This is a genomic window from Actinoallomurus vinaceus (genome assembly GCF_039542055.1).
GTDB lineage: Bacteria > Actinomycetota > Actinomycetes > Streptosporangiales > Streptosporangiaceae > Actinoallomurus > Actinoallomurus vinaceus.
Window position 1 is genome coordinate 334,439 of sequence record NZ_BAABHK010000008.1, and the last position, 15,379, is coordinate 349,817.

13 protein-coding genes are annotated in these 15,379 nt (G+C 71.0%); 5 read left to right on the forward strand and 8 right to left on the reverse strand.

Annotated elements, in window-relative coordinates; translation table 11 throughout:
* Positions 1–715 precede the first annotated feature (715 nt).
* A complete protein-coding gene (locus ABEA24_RS28240; protein ID WP_345434174.1) occupies positions 716–1,405 on the forward strand; it encodes a phosphatase PAP2 family protein in 690 nt (229 codons plus the stop codon).
* Between the two features lie 447 nt (positions 1,406–1,852).
* Positions 1,853–2,635 (forward strand): phosphatase PAP2 family protein, encoded by a 783-nt coding sequence (locus ABEA24_RS28245; protein ID WP_345434175.1) that lies wholly within the window; start codon positions 1,853–1,855, stop codon positions 2,633–2,635.
* Positions 2,636–2,705: 70 nt separating this feature from the next.
* Here the strand turns inward: ABEA24_RS28245 and ABEA24_RS28250 are convergent, their stop codons facing one another.
* The gene (locus ABEA24_RS28250; RefSeq protein WP_345434311.1) at positions 2,706–4,220 is read right to left on the reverse strand and encodes an alpha/beta hydrolase; all 1,515 of its coding nucleotides are present in this window, start codon (positions 4,218–4,220) and stop codon (positions 2,706–2,708) included.
* A gap of 281 nt (positions 4,221–4,501) precedes the next feature.
* Between ABEA24_RS28250 and ABEA24_RS28255 the strand changes: the two genes are divergently transcribed.
* Positions 4,502–5,470, forward strand: coding sequence for an RCC1 domain-containing protein (locus tag ABEA24_RS28255; RefSeq protein ID WP_345434176.1), 969 nt, complete (start codon positions 4,502–4,504; stop codon positions 5,468–5,470).
* Here the strand turns inward: ABEA24_RS28255 and ABEA24_RS28260 are convergent.
* Positions 5,467–6,711, reverse strand: coding sequence for an MFS transporter (locus ABEA24_RS28260; protein ID WP_345434177.1), 1,245 nt, complete (start codon positions 6,709–6,711; stop codon positions 5,467–5,469). The genes ABEA24_RS28255 and ABEA24_RS28260 overlap by 4 nt on opposite strands.
* Positions 6,712–6,780: 69 nt before the next feature.
* On the opposite strand from ABEA24_RS28260, the gene ABEA24_RS28265 reads away from it, so the two are divergent.
* Positions 6,781–7,746 (forward strand): ArsR/SmtB family transcription factor, encoded by a 966-nt coding sequence (locus ABEA24_RS28265; protein WP_345434178.1) that lies wholly within the window; start codon positions 6,781–6,783, stop codon positions 7,744–7,746.
* A 4-nt stretch (positions 7,747–7,750) separates the two neighbouring features.
* Here ABEA24_RS28265 and ABEA24_RS28270 read toward each other — a convergent pair whose 3' ends face one another.
* From ABEA24_RS28270 to ABEA24_RS28295, 6 genes are all read right to left on the reverse strand, one after another.
* Complete coding sequence (locus ABEA24_RS28270) at positions 7,751–8,407, reverse strand: hypothetical protein (protein WP_345434179.1); 657 nt, start codon at positions 8,405–8,407, stop codon at positions 7,751–7,753.
* A gap of 51 nt (positions 8,408–8,458) precedes the next feature.
* Positions 8,459–11,209: an alpha-amylase family glycosyl hydrolase gene (locus ABEA24_RS28275; RefSeq protein ID WP_345434180.1), complete on the reverse strand. Its 2,751-nt coding sequence runs from the start codon at positions 11,207–11,209 to the stop codon at positions 8,459–8,461.
* 161 nt (positions 11,210–11,370) lie between these two features.
* Positions 11,371–12,312 (reverse strand): CPBP family intramembrane glutamic endopeptidase, encoded by a 942-nt coding sequence (locus ABEA24_RS28280; RefSeq protein WP_345434181.1) that lies wholly within the window; start codon positions 12,310–12,312, stop codon positions 11,371–11,373.
* Positions 12,313–12,459: 147 nt separating this feature from the next.
* Positions 12,460–13,170: an FAD-dependent monooxygenase gene (locus ABEA24_RS28285; RefSeq protein WP_345434182.1), complete on the reverse strand. Its 711-nt coding sequence runs from the start codon at positions 13,168–13,170 to the stop codon at positions 12,460–12,462.
* A gap of 171 nt (positions 13,171–13,341) precedes the next feature.
* On the reverse strand, positions 13,342–13,914 hold the full coding sequence (locus ABEA24_RS28290; RefSeq protein WP_345434183.1) for a YbhB/YbcL family Raf kinase inhibitor-like protein: 573 nt from the start codon (positions 13,912–13,914) through the stop codon (positions 13,342–13,344).
* Between the two features lie 26 nt (positions 13,915–13,940).
* Complete coding sequence (locus ABEA24_RS28295) at positions 13,941–14,813, reverse strand: CE1 family esterase (RefSeq protein WP_345434184.1); 873 nt, start codon at positions 14,811–14,813, stop codon at positions 13,941–13,943.
* 104 nt (positions 14,814–14,917) lie between these two features.
* On the opposite strand from ABEA24_RS28295, the gene ABEA24_RS28300 reads away from it, so the two are divergent.
* Positions 14,918–15,367, forward strand: a complete 450-nt coding sequence (locus ABEA24_RS28300) for a MarR family winged helix-turn-helix transcriptional regulator (RefSeq protein WP_345434185.1) — start codon at positions 14,918–14,920, stop codon at positions 15,365–15,367.
* Positions 15,368–15,379: the final 12 nt, after the last annotated feature.

Genomic DNA, 15,379 nt, shown 5'->3' on the forward strand with positions numbered 1-15,379 from the left:
CGTCGCCGGATCGGGTGTCCGAGGGCGCGTCGTCCGATCGCGATGCCGGCGGCATCGTGACGGGTGATCGTGCGGTTGGAGGTGGTCAGGGGTTTCTGCCAGTGCTGGGCGCCCCATTTGGTGGTGTAGGCCGGGTCCACAGCCACGATCGCCACACCGTGGCCAGTGGCCATCGACACCAGGCGGGCCTTCAGCCTGGCGGTGGGAAACCGGGAGATTAGGTTCCGGAACTGCTTGCGGCGACCGTGTTTCTCGCGGGTCTTGTCTTGTTCGAAGTTCAGGTCTTCGATCGCGATCGGCGGCCCCGAGACAACGAACGGCGAGACGAACCTGCGAGCAGGGCCACCGGCTGGGGACGGAACGGGTTGCGACGCTGAACGCACGTTCGAAGGCTAGGGGCACTGTGACCGCGATGTCAACTCAAGGTAATCACTCGGATGCAATATGTTATAGAGAATGCTGTCATCGTATGCGGCTTGCCCGAGCCGGTAACGGCACGGCCCTTCATGTATTGGGAGAATCCCATCCTGATATCGCCCGCGCTCCCATGTGTCGCCGGATTTGCCACCGGTTGACCCATGGCGCAAATCGTTCTCGAGGCGAACTTTTGGCCGCCTCGCGTGCCGCGTGCGGCGCACACCGTGGCGATCGCGGCGATAACGTGTCTTGATCATGAAGTTGCGGTGAACGCCGTGGGACGGCCGGAGGGTGGGACGTGTCGAGTCGGGTCAAGATCATGGGAGGTGTCCTGCTCCTGATGGCGCTGGCCGCCTTGGGTCTCGCCGCGAAGACGTCCGCGCTGACGCGCGCCGACATCCGCCTCGACGAGCACCTCGCCACACTGCGGACGCCGGTCTTCACCCTGGTTGCCAAGGCGGCCACGCTCGCGGCCCAGGCAGAGGTGGGCCTCGTCGCCGCCGTCGTCGTGCCGGCGGCGCTGTGGCTGCTCCGGCGCCGCCGCGATGCGCTGCTGACCGGTTGCCTGATGGTCGGCGCGCTCGCGATCGCCTTCGCGGTGAAGACCCTGGTCGCCGAGCACCGGCCGCCGAAGCGGCTGTGGGCCATCCCGCCGGACAACGCGATGAGCTTCCCGAGCGGGCACACCACCGTCGCCGCCGCCGTCGCGCTGCTCCTGGGCATGCTCGTACGAGGGCGGCTGCGGCCCCTGGCGACGGCGGCCGGGGTGATCTTCGCCGGCGTCGTGGCGTCCGCCCGCATGTACCTCGGCGTCCACTACCTGCTCGACGTCGTCGGCGGGTGCCTGGCCGCGGTGAGCGCCGCGCTGCTGGTCTCCGGGTTCCTCGACCTGCCGCGCATCCGGCGCGGCCTCGAGGACGTCGGAACGCCCGCCGCGGGCCGCCACCACGCCGGCCGTACGCCACGGATCCCGGCCGGACGACGCTGACACCGCGCCGTACGGCGAGAGTCCTTTTGGGCGGCGCTGACGTGGGCCCGCCCTCGGCGGCCATCCCGCCGGCGCCTACACCCGCGCCGTCCTCGCCATCACGGTGTGTCGGAGCGAGGCCGCCGAACGCCAGGCGCCGAGACGCAGCAGAGGTCCGTGGCGATCGCCGCGCTCGCCGGCCGTGCCGAGCGGGACGGCCGGACTCTCACGCTGCAGGTCGAGGAGCTACGGCGTGCGCGGTCGTGCGCCGATAATCCTTCCCCGATGACGCTGACTCCGGGCCGCGCGGCGAGCGTCCTTCGGGGGCGGCGCTGACGCCGGGACGTCGCCGCCGGGCGACATCGACATCGCGTCGTGCGTTCCTCTGGGGAAGACCGCGGGTGACGGTACGGCGGAGAACCGGGGGGTAGAGGCTCGGACATGTGGCCACAAAGGGTGCGCCGATGGATGTATCGGCGGTTCAGCCCCGACGGGCGGCTCGGCCTGCGGCTGACGTTGGCCTGCGCCGCCGTCTTCCTCATCGCGGTGCCCTTCGTCGTCCTGCTGGCCCTGGTGAACGCTCGCTGGGCGCCGCTGCGACACCTCGACGACGTCGCCACCGTCGACACGAACACCTTCGTCCTGCGGCACCGGGCGCTGGCCGGGCCGTTGCGGGCCACCGCGTACGTCTTCCACCCCTGGGTCTTCCGCGTGATCGTCCTGGCGCTGGCGGCGTGGCTGCTCTTCCGGGGCGCGCGGCGTCTCGCCGCGTGGGCGGCCGTGAACGTGCTGGTGGCGGGTGTGCTGTCCGCCGGACTCAAGACGGCCGTCGGGCGGCCGCGCCCCGTGCTGCTCAGCCCGATCGCGCACTCCGGCGGGACGTCGTTCCCGTCGGGGCACGCGCTGATGACGGTGGTGGGCACCACGACAATCGTGCTCATCATGCTGCCGGTGCTGCGCGGCGCCTGGCGCGCGGTCGCCTGGACGGCCGCGGCGGTGCTCAGCGTGGTGTCCGGGATGTGCCGCGTGCTGCTGGGCGTGCACTACGTCAGCGACGTCGTCGCCGGCTGGATCCTCGGTGTCGCGATCATGCTGGCCACCACGGCGGCGTTCGAGGCGTGGCGGCGAGGCGAGGGCCGACGCCCGGCCGACCCGCTCCGCGAGGGCGCCGACCCCGAGGCGGGAGCCACGACCGCGGACGCCGATCACACTCGGTCCGCCGCGGGCGAGGGGCATGCCCGTTCCGTGTGACGTCCGCCGCCCCTGGAAGAGAAGAGACCCCGGGCGGCGTTCGCCCGGGGTCTCTCGTCGATGCTGCGTGTTACGAGTGGACCGGCCGTGACGGTTCTTCGGCGGCCTTCGTGGTCGGCGTGGTGCCGGTGGGCCAGACGGCCGCGCAGTGCGTGCCCGCGGCGGGGAGCTTCAGCGAGGTCAGGTACGTCTCGATGTAGCCCTTCGCGCAGGGGCTGTTGCGGTAGTCGCCGTGGCCGACCCCGTCGTACTGCAGGAGCCGGGCGCTCGGGATCTGCTTCGCCACCGTCGTGCTCCACACGTGCGGCGTGGCCACGTCGTACTTGCTCGCCGTGACCAGGATGGACGTCCCGGCCTTGACCGACAGGCGGTGCTGCGGGTTCGTCACCTTCGACGGCCAGCCGAGGCAGCTCGTGATGTCGCTCCAGAACTGCGACATGCGCGTGTGCGGCGCGACCTTCGCCAGGTTCTTCCGGTAGCGCTGGAGCTCGGCGAAGCCGCTCACCTGCCACTTCCAGTCCTGGCACCAGATGGCCTGGTAGGAGTTCTCGCCCAGGTCCGCGTGGGCGGGCCGGGCCGGCGAGGACAGCGTACGCGCGGTGGACTTTCCGTTCGCCAGGGAGGCCAGCTTCGTGGCCAGTGCCGCCCAGCGCTCGCCCGGCCGGTACATCGGGCTGAACGCGATCTCCCGCAGCCCGTTGGCATCGATCTTCGTGCCGTTCGACGGGTCGGTCAGCGTGCCCTTCTCGGCCTTGGCGTACAGGCCGTCCCACACGGCCCGGACGTTCTGGCCGTGCAGCGCGCAGCCGCTCGTACGGGCGCACCAGTCGGCGAAGGCGTTGAACGACGACTCGAAGTCACGCGTCGCCGTCTCCAGGTACCGGTACGCCGACGTGATGCTGTGGTCCATGTTGGAGTCGATCGTCATCGCGCGGATGCGGCTGGGGAACAGCTCGGCGTACTGCTGGCCGATCTGCGTCCCGTACGACCCTCCGTAGTAACTGATCTTCTTCTCGCCGAGCGCCGTGCGGATGGCGTCCATGTCCCGGATGGTGCTGACCGTGTCGACGTGGTCGAACAGCGGCCCGGTGTTGGCGCGGCAGTCGGCGCCGAGCTTCGCGTTGTACGCCAGCAGGCTCTTGTACTCGGCCTGCGTGCTCGGGAAGTCGGCCGGCGCCTTGTCGAGCAGGGCCTGACTGCACTGAACCGGGTGGCTGCGCGAGACGCCGCGCGGGTCCCAGCTGACGATGTCGAACCGCTGCCGCAGGACGCTGTCGTCGGCGATGTTCCGCCCGATGATGTACGAGTCGATGCCCGAGACGCCCGGCCCGCCGGGGTTGACGAGCAGGATGCCGATCCGGTGCTTCGGGTCGAGGGCGGGCAGCCGGCCGACCGCCAGGTCGAAGGTCGCGCCCTTCGGCTTGGCCCAGTCGACGGGCACCTTGATCGTCGTGCAGTCGGACTTCTGTGTGCCGCCGCAGTCGTGCCACGACAGGCTCGCCGGCTTCGACGTCGCGCCGGCGGTCGCGGGAGCGGCGACCATGGCCGTGGCACCGGCGATCAGAGCGGCCATCGCCGCCGTCATTCTTCGCACCCGTTCGTCTCCTGGAAGTGGGGGGAACAGCGCCGTCGGACAAGACGGCGTGATCTTGAACAAAGATGATCTTAGTGAGATCACCGACAGGCGGGGATGAGACGGACCTTTCGCCGGTGGATCGCGCGGCTCGCGCCGTTCCCTTTCCGGCTGCTGACGTTGTCGTGACCGGAATCGATCGTGTCTCTCGGTGATCGCGCGAGAGCATGGAGTGCCGATCCGTCATCCGTCGCATCCACCGTGCGGCCGATCTCGTAGGGAGCCTGATCGTCATGTGGCCGAGAACGCGAACGCCACGGCGGCGTGCGGTGCTGCGCGCGGCGGCCGCGGCCCTGACCCTGCTGACGTGCGCCGCCCCCGGTCCGGCGTTCGCCACACCGTCGGCCCCGGGCCGGCCCGACGCCCTTCCGATGCCGATCCCGCCCGTCCGGCTCCACGGCATCACCGCGGTCTCCGGCGGCGGTGACTTCGCGCTGGCGCTGCGGACCGACGGCACGGTCGTCGGCTGGGGACGGGACGACTTCGGCCAGGCGAGCTCCGCGCGGTTCCTGCGCGGCATCACCGCGATCTCCGCCGGCAGTGACTTCGCCATCGCGCTGCGCACCGACGGGACGGTCGTCGGCTGGGGCAACGACCAGTTCGGCAAGGCCAGCCCGCCGCGCTGGCTGCGCGGCGTCCGGGGCATCTCGGCCGGCGGCGACTGGGCCATGGCGGTCAAGTGGGACGGCACCGTGGTGGCGTGGGGCAGCGACTCCTTCCGGAAGGTCAGCTCGGCGAACCGGCTCTCCGGGATGACGGCCGTCTCCGCCGGTCCAGACTTCGGCCTCGCGCTGCGCTACGACGGCACCGTGGTCGGCATGGGCAATGACGAGTTCGGCAAGTCGAGCCTGACGCGCTTCCTGCGCGGCATCACCGCCATCACCACCGGCAACAACTTCGGCATCGCCCTCCGGACGGATGGCACCCTCGTGGGCTGGGGAGGCAACGAGTTCCGTCAGGTCACGTCCGCCCGCCGGGTCTTCGGGATCCGCCAGGTCTCCGCCAGCGCCGGGTTCGTCAACGCGGTGCGCTGGGACGGCACCGTGGTCGGCTGGGGCCGGGACGAGTTCGGCCAGGCGAGCCCGCCGCGCTGGCTGCGCGGCGTCATCGAGGTCTCCTCGGCCAGTGACTTCGTGCTCGCCCTGCGGACCGACGGCACCGTCGTCGAGTACGGCAACGTCCGCCTCCCGGACAGGCCCTAGCCCGCGGCGACGGGCTGGGGCACGGCGGGCGGTGCCGACGGAGCGGCGGGCACGGGCAACGGCGCGGCCTGGCGGCGGGCGATCCGCGGAGCCAGGGCTCCGACCCCCAGGGCCGCCGCGGTGCCGGCGATCGCGCTGAACCACCACACCGCGGCCGGCCCGGCCGACGCGTAGACGCCGGTGCCCACAGAGAGCGCGGCGAACCGGGCGATGCCCCAGGTCCACTGGAAGGCGCCCTGGTAGCGGCCGCGAGCGTCCTCCGGCGCGAGGCCCGCCACGATCGAGCCCGGGACGCCGCCGACCGTCGCCTCGCCGGCCGACCACAGCACGACCGTCCCCGCGTACGCCCAGAGGTCGTGGGCGACTCCCGTCAGGGCGATGCCCACCGCCACCAGCACGCTGCCGGCCACGTACACCGGCACCTGCCGGAACCGCGACAGCACGTGCAGGGCCACCGGCTGCAGGACCACCACGAGGACGGCGTTGAGCGTCGCCATCACGCCGAGCGTGGCGGTCGACAGGCCGTCGTCGCGGATCGCCAGCGGCAGGGCCACCTCGGTGAGCGAGTAGATCGCCAGTGCGATGCCGAACAGCGGGAGCAGCGCCCGCATCAGCGGATCCCGCAGCACCACGCCGTATCCCGCGCCGCCCGTGGAGGAACCGGCCCGGACCGCCCTGCCGCGCCCCCCGGGCAGCAGCGTCACCGCGATGACGGCGAACGCCAGCGAGCTCACCGCGTCGACGAGGAACAGCAGCCAATAGCCGTGTGCCGCGAGGAACCCGCCGAGGACGCCGGCCACCGCCGTGCCGATGTTGACGCCCCAGTGGAACAGCGAGAACGCCCTGCGGCGCCCGTCGACCGGCACCGTGTCGGTCATCAGGGCACCGGTGGCCGGGCTGACCATGCTGCCCGCCCCGCTGAGGAGCACGGCCGCGAACGCCAGGGTGAGGACGTTCGGTGCGGCGTACAGCAGGCCCTGGGCGGCGGCGGTACCGAGCAGCCCGGCCAGGATCGTGGGACGCCGCCCGACGCGGTCGGCGAGCAGCCCGCCGACCGCCGGCCCGATCAGGTTGCCCGCGCCCAGCGCGCCGAGCACGTACGGCACCTGCCGGGTGGAGACGCCGCGCGACCCCAGATAGAACACGAGGAAAGGCGTCACGACGTAGCCGATCCGGTTCACGATGGTCCCGGCGAAGATGATCCAGACGGTACGGGGCAGCCCGCTGAAGGTGGAGAACATGACCGAAATCCTGCGGCTGCCGTAGACTCACGGCCATTGATTAAGGCATGACCGAATCCAAGGGGAGCCATGCAGTCCGAACTGGCCTTCTCCGCGGACGACCTGGCGCTCACCCGGCTCGCCGTCTCCCCGATGTGGGAGGTCGTCACCAGCTTCCGGCTCCTGATCACCGGCTCCCCGCATCCGGTGCATCGCCCCTGGCTCGAACAGGTACGGCCGCGGGTGGCCGCCGCCGGGCTCGACGCCGGCTGGCTCGCCCAGCTGATCCCGGCCAGCGGGCACCTCGCCGACTTCCTCACCCCGTCCCCCGGCGAGCCCGCGCCCACCCTCGACGCCGAGCTGGCCGCCATCCGCGCCACTCCCGTCGAACTCGTCCTCCACGACATCGACCTGCTCGGTGAGCCACGCCGCGCGGCCATGCGCGCGGATCCGGAGTCCCACCTGGCCCAGGTCTGCGCGGAGATCGAGACATATTGGGAGCTCGCACTCGCGCCGTACTGGGCGAGGATCCGCGCGGTGCTGGACGCCGACGTCTTCCACCGCGCCCGCCAGGTCGCCGAGCGCGGCACCGCACACCTCTTCAACGACCTGCACAAGTCGCTGAGCTGGGACGACAACACCCTGCGGATGGTCCGTCGACAGTGCATCCTCTCCAGGGAGACCGCCGGAAGGGGACTGGTGCTGCTGCCGTCCGTCTTCGCGGACACGGTGCTCACCTGGTCCTGCCCGCCGGAACCGCCACAGCTCGCCTATCCCGCCCGCGGCATCGGCACGCTGTGGGAGCACCGCCCGGTGCAGCGTGCCGAGGCGATCGCCGCCATCCTCGGCCGCTCCCGTACCCTCCTGCTGACCGAGTTGGAGGCCCCTGCCTCCACGACCGAGCTCGCCCACCGCACCGGCATCTCGGCCGCGGGCGTCTCCCAGCACCTCACGGCACTACGGGACGCCGGCATGGTCAGCGCCCACCGCGCCGGCCGCTCGGTCCTCTACGCCCGTACGGCGATCGCCGAGTCCCTTCTCGGCACCGCGGCCTGACCGCTCACGCGAGGTGGTGCGCCGCCAGCACCCGGTCCACGCTGCGGAAGCGGCGCTGGTACACCGCCTGGATCCCGCTCCACTTCGGCGGGTCCTGGGCGATGGCCCGACGCTGGTACGCGATCTCCAGGGCGTTCCACACCACGGCGACGCGGGACCGGTCGACGCACCGGGCGTCGGCGACGGCGACCTTGATCTCCTTGTCGCCGGGCTTCGGCCGTGGCCTGACGTCGGGCAGGTGGAGCCGGTCCGACGCGGCGAAGACGTCGGCCGGGAGGTCGTACCCCTTGTCCTTCATACAGACGGACCACGTCTTCTCCGCCGCCTTGACCTTCGGGTCCCGCCGGGTCGTGTGGAAGGAGTCCATCTCCATCTCGTTCGCGGCCCGGAAGGCGGTCATGTAGGCGTCCGGGCCGTCCAGCGTCCGGTCCACCTCGCCGCCGCAGCCGCCCTTCGGCACGGCCCGGCCCTTGAACGTCGAGACGGCCCCGGAGGAGACGTCCTGCTCGGCCCGGCTCGGCGTCGGGACGTCAGGCGCCGCGCGGTCGTCGCCCGGCCACCAGTAGCCGTCCCGGGCCGCCCGGGACTCGTCCCGGCTCCCGTACCGCAGCTCGGTGATGGTCGCCGGTCCCCGCTGCCGGCCGCTCTCCTGCGGGTACACCGAGGCGATCGGGCCGCCTGGAAAACGTGATCTTACCCTGACTCCTCGTGACTAGGAGACCTTCTCGACCGAGGGGACGTGGGTGACCTGGTTCCAGGTGAACCGGTACTTGGCGCCGTCCGCCGGCACGCTGAGCTTGAGGTTCTCACCGCCGGCGGCCCCGCCCACGCCGTAGTTCTCGTTCCACGAGTCGTTGATCGCGATCTTCCACTCGTAGTCGCCGGCGGGCAGGGTGAACGTGCCGTGCCACTGGCCGTCGGTCGTGTCGAAGGCCAGTCGGCTGCTCGCACAGGCCGGATCCCAGTCGCCGCCGCAACCGACCTCCGACTGCAGCGACCCGGCCACCGTCACGTGGTCCCGCGCCGGCTTCGGCTCGGCGGTCGTCACCGTGACCGGTGCGCTCGTGACGGGCCGCGAGCCGGGCTCGAGCAGGATGGCGCGGTACCGGACCTGCGTGCCCAGCGGCAGCTTCGAGACGTCGTCGGTGACGACGTAGTCCGGTGAGGAGGTGTCCGTGCCCAGGTCCGCCCAGGCGCCGCCGCCGACGCTGCGCTGGAACCGTACGGACTGCGTCGCCCGCTCGGGGTCGACGTTCGCCTGCACGGTCACCGGGTCGATGCTGGTCACGGTGCCGCCGTCCTTCGGGGCGGCCACGGTGACCGACGGCGCCGGCACGGCCGTCGACCGTACGCCGCTCCAGCGGGTGTGATCGGCGTTGTCCAGGACGACGGCGCGGTAACGCAGCGGGGTGCCGGTCCGGTAGCCGCTGGTGTCGTGGAACACCTGGTACGGCGCGTTGTCGTCGGTGCCGATCGTCTGCCACGGGCCGTTTCCGACCTTGGCCTGGAACGTCACCTCGGCGAACGAGGAGCCGGCGACGTTCGCGGCGACGTGCATGCGGCCGTGGGACACGTCCGCCGGCGCGGGCGCGTCGAGCCGGATCGCCGGAGCGGCCTTGGACGCGGGGATCCGGCCGTCCGCGAGGTACACCACCGCGGACAGCGGCGGCACCGTCACGTCGAGGGTCCGGTCGCCCTTGCTGTGCAGCGTGGCCGCCCCGGTGCCGTACACCTTCGTGAAGCCGCCGTCGGCGACGTACGTCGGGATGGACGCCGACTGCGCCGTCCCACTGTTGTTGAGCGCGACGACGTACTCCCGCTGCCGCGTGCGGTCGACGCGGGAGAACGCGAAGATCCCGGGGCCGTCGGAGGCGTAGCGCACCTGCTCCGCGCCGCTCCGCAGGGCGGGGTGCTGCTTCGTGACCGCGGCGAGCTCCTGGATCGTGCGGTACAGCGGGTGACCGGGATTGAAGTTGTCGACCGCGTGCGTCGAGTCGGTCCCGAGCAGGTCGTCCTTGAGGTACTCCGGCACCTTGCTGGCGAACATCGTCTGCCGCGCCAGCTGGTCCCCGCCCGTGCCGGTGAAGCCCTGCTCGTCGCCGTAGTAGACGACCGGGTTGCCGCGCGAGAAGTACATCAGCTCGTGCGCGAGCCGGTCGCGTGCGACCAGCTCCGCGTCCTGGGCGCTCGGGTTGTCGCTCTTGAGGAAGTAGCCGATGCGCCCCATGTCGTGGTTGCCGAGGAAGGTCGGCAGCTCATAGGCGTTGGAGTCCGCGTCGGTGTACCAGTCGTCGTTCTGGAAGAACTTCGCCAGCCCGGCGTTCTCCCCGCTCCGCGACGCGAAGTCGCGCGCGGCGCTCTGGAACGGGAAGTCCAGGACCGCCTGCATCCTGTCGTGCGTCGTGTAGTGCGAGGTGAAGCTCTTCGCCGCCGCGTCGCTGCCGTCGAGGGCCACCTCACCGAACATGAAGAAGTCCGGCTTGCCGTGCTCCCGCGCGTACCGCACGATGCCCGGCCCGAACGTCTGCCAGAACTCGTCGTTGACGTGCTTCATCGTGTCGATGCGGAAGCCGTCGATCCCGAAGTCCTTGATCCAGGTCTCGTAGATGTCCATGAACCCGCGCACCACGCGCGGGTTCTCGGTCATCAGGTCGTCGAGCCCGAAGAAGTCGCCGTACTGCGAGTCCTCGCCGGTGAACGTCGTGTTCCCGCGGTTGTGGTACAGCGTCACGTCGTTCAGCCAGTCCGGCTTCTTGAGGTGCTTCTCGCTCTCGTCGAGCACCGGCGTGTACGGGAACGAGGTGTTCGGATCCAGCTTCGGGAAGGTCGAGGTGCCCGCGTAGTCGCGGTCGTCGAACGGCTTGCCGTCGGCGGTGCGGTACGGCTTCTGGTCCTTGGAGACGTACGCCGTGCGCGCCCCCTGCTTGTATCCGATCACGTCGGCGGTGTGGTTGGTGATGATGTCGAAGTACACCTTCATGCCGCGCTGATGCGCGGCCTTCACCAGCGCCGCCAAGTCGGCGTTCGTGCCGAGGTGCGGGTCGATCTGCGTGAAGTCCGTGATCCAGTAACCGTGGTAGCCGGCCGACGGTCCGTCCTCGAGCTGAACCGCCTTGTTCTTGAAGCTGGGGGTCAGCCAGATCGCGTTGGTCCCGAGCCCCTGGATGTAGTCGAGCTTCGACGCGATCCCCTTGAGGTCGCCGCCGTTGTAGAACCCCTTGTTCGTGGGGTCGAACCCGGAGACCAGCCGGTCGTTCCCGAGACCGCCGGTGTCGTTGGCCGTGTCACCGTTCTTGAAGCGGTCGGCCATCACGAAGTAGAAGTTCTCGTTCGGGCTGCGGAGCGAGTGCAGGGCCCCACCCCCTGGGGCGGGTTCGGCGTTCGCCGGCAGGGCCGCCGACCACGCGGCCACGCCGAGCGTGGCCGCGGCTGCGGCGAGGGCGGTGCGTACCGAGTTGCGCATCGTGCGGACTCCTGGCTCGTGGGTGCCAAGACGGTAGTTCACCGCGAGCCCGCAGGAAAGATCTTCGGCGCCCTACTTCCGGGGCCGCCCAGGCGTCGAGGTGCGAACGTATGCGCCGAGGCTCCACCGGGAACGCCTCCGGTGGAGCCTCGGCGGGTGTGTCAGTCGCGGGGGCCGCGGTAGCCGAGGCGGCCGCGGGTGGCGATGAGGAGTACCACGACGGCGGAGCCGTAGCCGATGGTGCCGGCGGTGAGCATCCACGAATCGTGGGTGTTCTTGAACAGTTCCGGCAGGACGAGGCTGGCGACGGTGTTGTTGCCCGCGTGCAGGATCAGGGCGACGGGCAGGCTCTCATTCGTGTGGTTGAACACCCAGGTGATGAGGTAGCTGATCGCCACCGCCATCGTGACGAAGGTGCCGACCGTGATCCACCAGTGGGCCGTGTCGGGCCGGGTGCCGGCGAGCGACCAGCTCGTGAAGAACAGCGGCAGGTGCCAGGCGGCCCAGACGACGCCGAGGATCAGGGTGCCGAGGGCCGCCCCGTGACGGCGCTGGATCAGCGGGAGGGCGAAGTCGCGCCAGCCGGGCTCCTCCGCCAGGCCGGTGGTCAGGATCTGGATGAGGAGCATGGGCAGGTAGGCGGCGAGGACCGCGACCGAGGGCGTGCGGAGGCCGTCGACGGCGCCGGGCAGCAGGAGGGTGCCGCCCACCAGCAGGGCGGGGACGCCGGTCAGCACGATCAGGTACCAGTACCAGCGCACCCGCAGCCGGAACAGCCGCCGTCGCCATTGGCGCAGCCCCTCCCGCCCGCTGGTGATCGCCGTGACCAGCAGTGCCGCGCCGAGGGGCCCGACGTACGCGCCGGGGAGGACGCCGGTGAGCTGGTTCGTGCCCAGCACCTTCGGGAAGTGGAAGGCCAGGACCCCGAGTCCGTCGGCGGACAGCACGTACGGCAGCCAGGCCAGCCAGCTCGCCGCGTACGCCAGGACGAAGAACGCGACCAGCGGGTGCCGCCGGACGGCCCCGAACGGGCCGCGCCCGTGTTCCAGGGCGTGGGCGTGGGCTGTGTTGCCGGGTGGCGTCGGCGCGATCGACGTGCTCATCGGGAGGACCCTCCAGGGGGTGGCGGGGCGGTCTTGCGAACGGGAACATCGCATCACCGCGCGACCCCCCGGGTCGCTCCTGTCACCTGCCCAGACGCGCTCCAGCGCCCTGCCCGGTCGAGGTGGTGCAGGCTGGAAATCCGCAGGTCAGCCGCCGAACATCGCGACGGCCTCCCGCCCGTGCTTCTGGTTCTCCGTCACGTACGGCCGAACCTCCTCCTCGTACGCGTGGAAGGCCGCGGTGTGGTCACCAGGGGATCCGGCCAGGTGACGGGCGAGCGAGTGGGCGCCGATCAGCGCCTGGGACGTACCCATGCCGGAGGTCGGCGCGGCGCAGTAGCCGGCGTCGCCCACCAGCACGACCCGGCCCTCGGACCAGCGGTCCAGCTGCACCTGGCACGCCGACGAGAAGAGGAAGTCGTCCGCCGCCGTCATCTCATGAAGCAGGCGGGGCACCTCCCAGCCCGCTCCGGCGAGGCGCTCGCGGGCGATCTCCTGCTGACGGTCCCGGTCGAGCAGGTCGATGTCCGGCGAGTCGGTGGCGAACGACAGGCTGACCGTCATCCGCTCGGCGTCGCCGGCACTGAAGACGTACGCGGCCTGGCCCGGAGCGCTGTGCAGCACTCCTCTACGCTCCAGACCGAGGTAGTTGGCGGTGGTGAAGCCGACGCCGGACATGCCCAGGTGCCGCACGAACTCCGGGTGCGGGCCGAACGCCAGCCGCCGTACGGTCGAGTACACGCCGTCGGCGCCGACCACGAAGTCGAACGCACGCTCCTCGCCGCGCTCGAAGGCGACCAGGACCGTGCCCTCCTCCTGCGAGATCAAGCTGATCGAATCGCCGAAGACGTATTTCACGTCACGCGACCCTCGGCCGGAACGGCGCCTTCCAGTTCTCCGTGCCCAAGAGCCACGGTTACTACTTCAAGGTCACCTTCCCGACCCAGGGTGCTTTCCAGTCCTCCACCAGCCGCACTCTGTGACCGAGCCGTCGTACCGACGAAGGATCACCCGCCTTCGGCCGGCGGCTCAGGAGCGTTCGTAGAAACCGTCGAGACGGCCGCGGGCGAGAACGCCGCCCGCGGCCGCCACTACGTCGTGTGGCTTCGCGGAGTCCAGGGCGGCACCGCTCGCCGCCGCGGTGATCGGCTCCGCGAGAGCGAAGAGCTGGAACACGTACCGGTGCGGGCCGTGACCTTTGATCGGCGCCGGGCCGCGGTAGCCGCGGCCCATGCCCGAACGCAGTACGCGAACGCCGTCGGAGGGGTTCTCGGCGTCGAGCGCCCCTCGGTCGAGGCCGGCCACGGAGGGGTCCAGCAGGGCGACGCAGTGGACGAACGGCGCGGGTGTGGGCGCGTCGGGGTCCTCGACGACCAGCAGCAACTGCCCGGTGGCCTCCGGCGCCGGGGACCAGGCCAAGGCCGGCGACAGGTCCTCGCCGCCCAGTCGCTTCGAGGCGTGAAGGGTCGGGATCGTCCCCTCGTTCTCGAAGTCCGGGCTGGTCAGGGTCAGCGTGTCCGCGCCGGCCAGGTTCGATGAGTTCCAGGCGAGGCCTTCCTGCCCGGCTCGCCGGTTCTTCAGCAACTTGCCGATCACTGCCATGGGGGATCTCCTTTACAAAGGTGGGGTCAGAGCCGCCGGGCGTCCGCGGGAAGAAGCAGGGGCTGGGCGAAGCGGCAGATCTCCTCGGCCGCGTCGAACTCCTCAGTGGCCGGTTCGTCCCACTCGGGCGGGGTCGGCGTACCCGGCCAGGTGTGGCCGCCTCCGAACACCGTCCAGGCGACGACCCGGGTTCCGCCGACGCCGCCGCCGGCCGTGGTACGGCTGGAGAACTCGGTGGTGTGCGTCTCGCCCGGTCCAGGTGGGCACCGGTCGATGGTGCGCCAGTGCTCGGCCGTCTCCCGCAGCGACAGCGTGCGGCCTCGCAGCTCGCCGCCCGGTCCGCGGCGACGGGAGTACCCGCCGTCGATCGGTGCGAGCCTGTCGGCCGTGCCGTGGATCAGCATCGCCGACACGGCGTGCGTCGGCTGACGGTCGCGCAGGGCCGCGGGCAGCCCGCCGGCGACGGCCGCCAGCACCGCGACCTGGTCGCTCGCCTCCATCGCCATCCGGTGGGCCATGAACGCGCCGTTGGAGATGCCCGCCATCACGACCCGATCCGGCGATGTGCCGTGCCGTTCGGCCGACCAGTCGATGAGCGCGCGGAGGAAGGCGACGTCGTCCACTCCCGCCTCGTCGGCCGTCGTAACACCACGGCCGTCCGCCCAGCACCCGCCGTGACCGTCCGGGTAGGCGACCGCCAGACCCCAGGCATCGGCCTGCTCGTCGAAGGTGGTCCACTCGCGCATCAGCGACCCGCCGGCGCTCGGATCGTTGCCGTGCAGCACGAGCGCGAGCGGCACGGGGTCATCCGGCGCTGCTCGGGGCAGCCGGACCGTGAAGCCGCGCTCCCTCCCGCCGATCCTCAGCCGACCAGCGACCAGAGCGTCATCGCTCGCCACGAGCCTCACTCCTCGGAGTCACGACGATGCGCAACTGAACTGCGCAGTTTTCCTGTACTTTAGCGGATATGAGACGGAACTCCGCAAGCGCGGAAGAAGGAGCGGTGGCCATCGGTGGAGACGCGGCCACCGGGCCGGACGCCGCAGCCATCGCCGATGAGCTGCAGTTCCTGGTCGGCGCGCTGGTCCGGCAGGTCAGGACGGTATCGCCGGCTCGCGAAGTGACGCTGTCGCAGATCTCGATCCTGAAACGGCTCGATCGCGAGGGCCCGCACACCGTCGCCGACCTGGCCCGGCTGGACAAGATCACTCACCAGTCGGTCGCGGTCTCCGTGGCCGGTCTGGTCGACCGGGGGCTCGTACGGCGCACCCCGGACCCGGGCGATCGACGACGCAAGCTGCTGGTCATCACGGACGACGGCAAGCGCCTGCTGGTCGAGCGCCGGGACGCCGGCCACGAGAACCTCACGGACGCGATCGCCGGCCGACTCGACGACGCCGAGCGGGCGCAACTCTCACAAACGCTCGTACTGCTCCGCCGCCTCCTCGACTGACCGTCGTCGCCG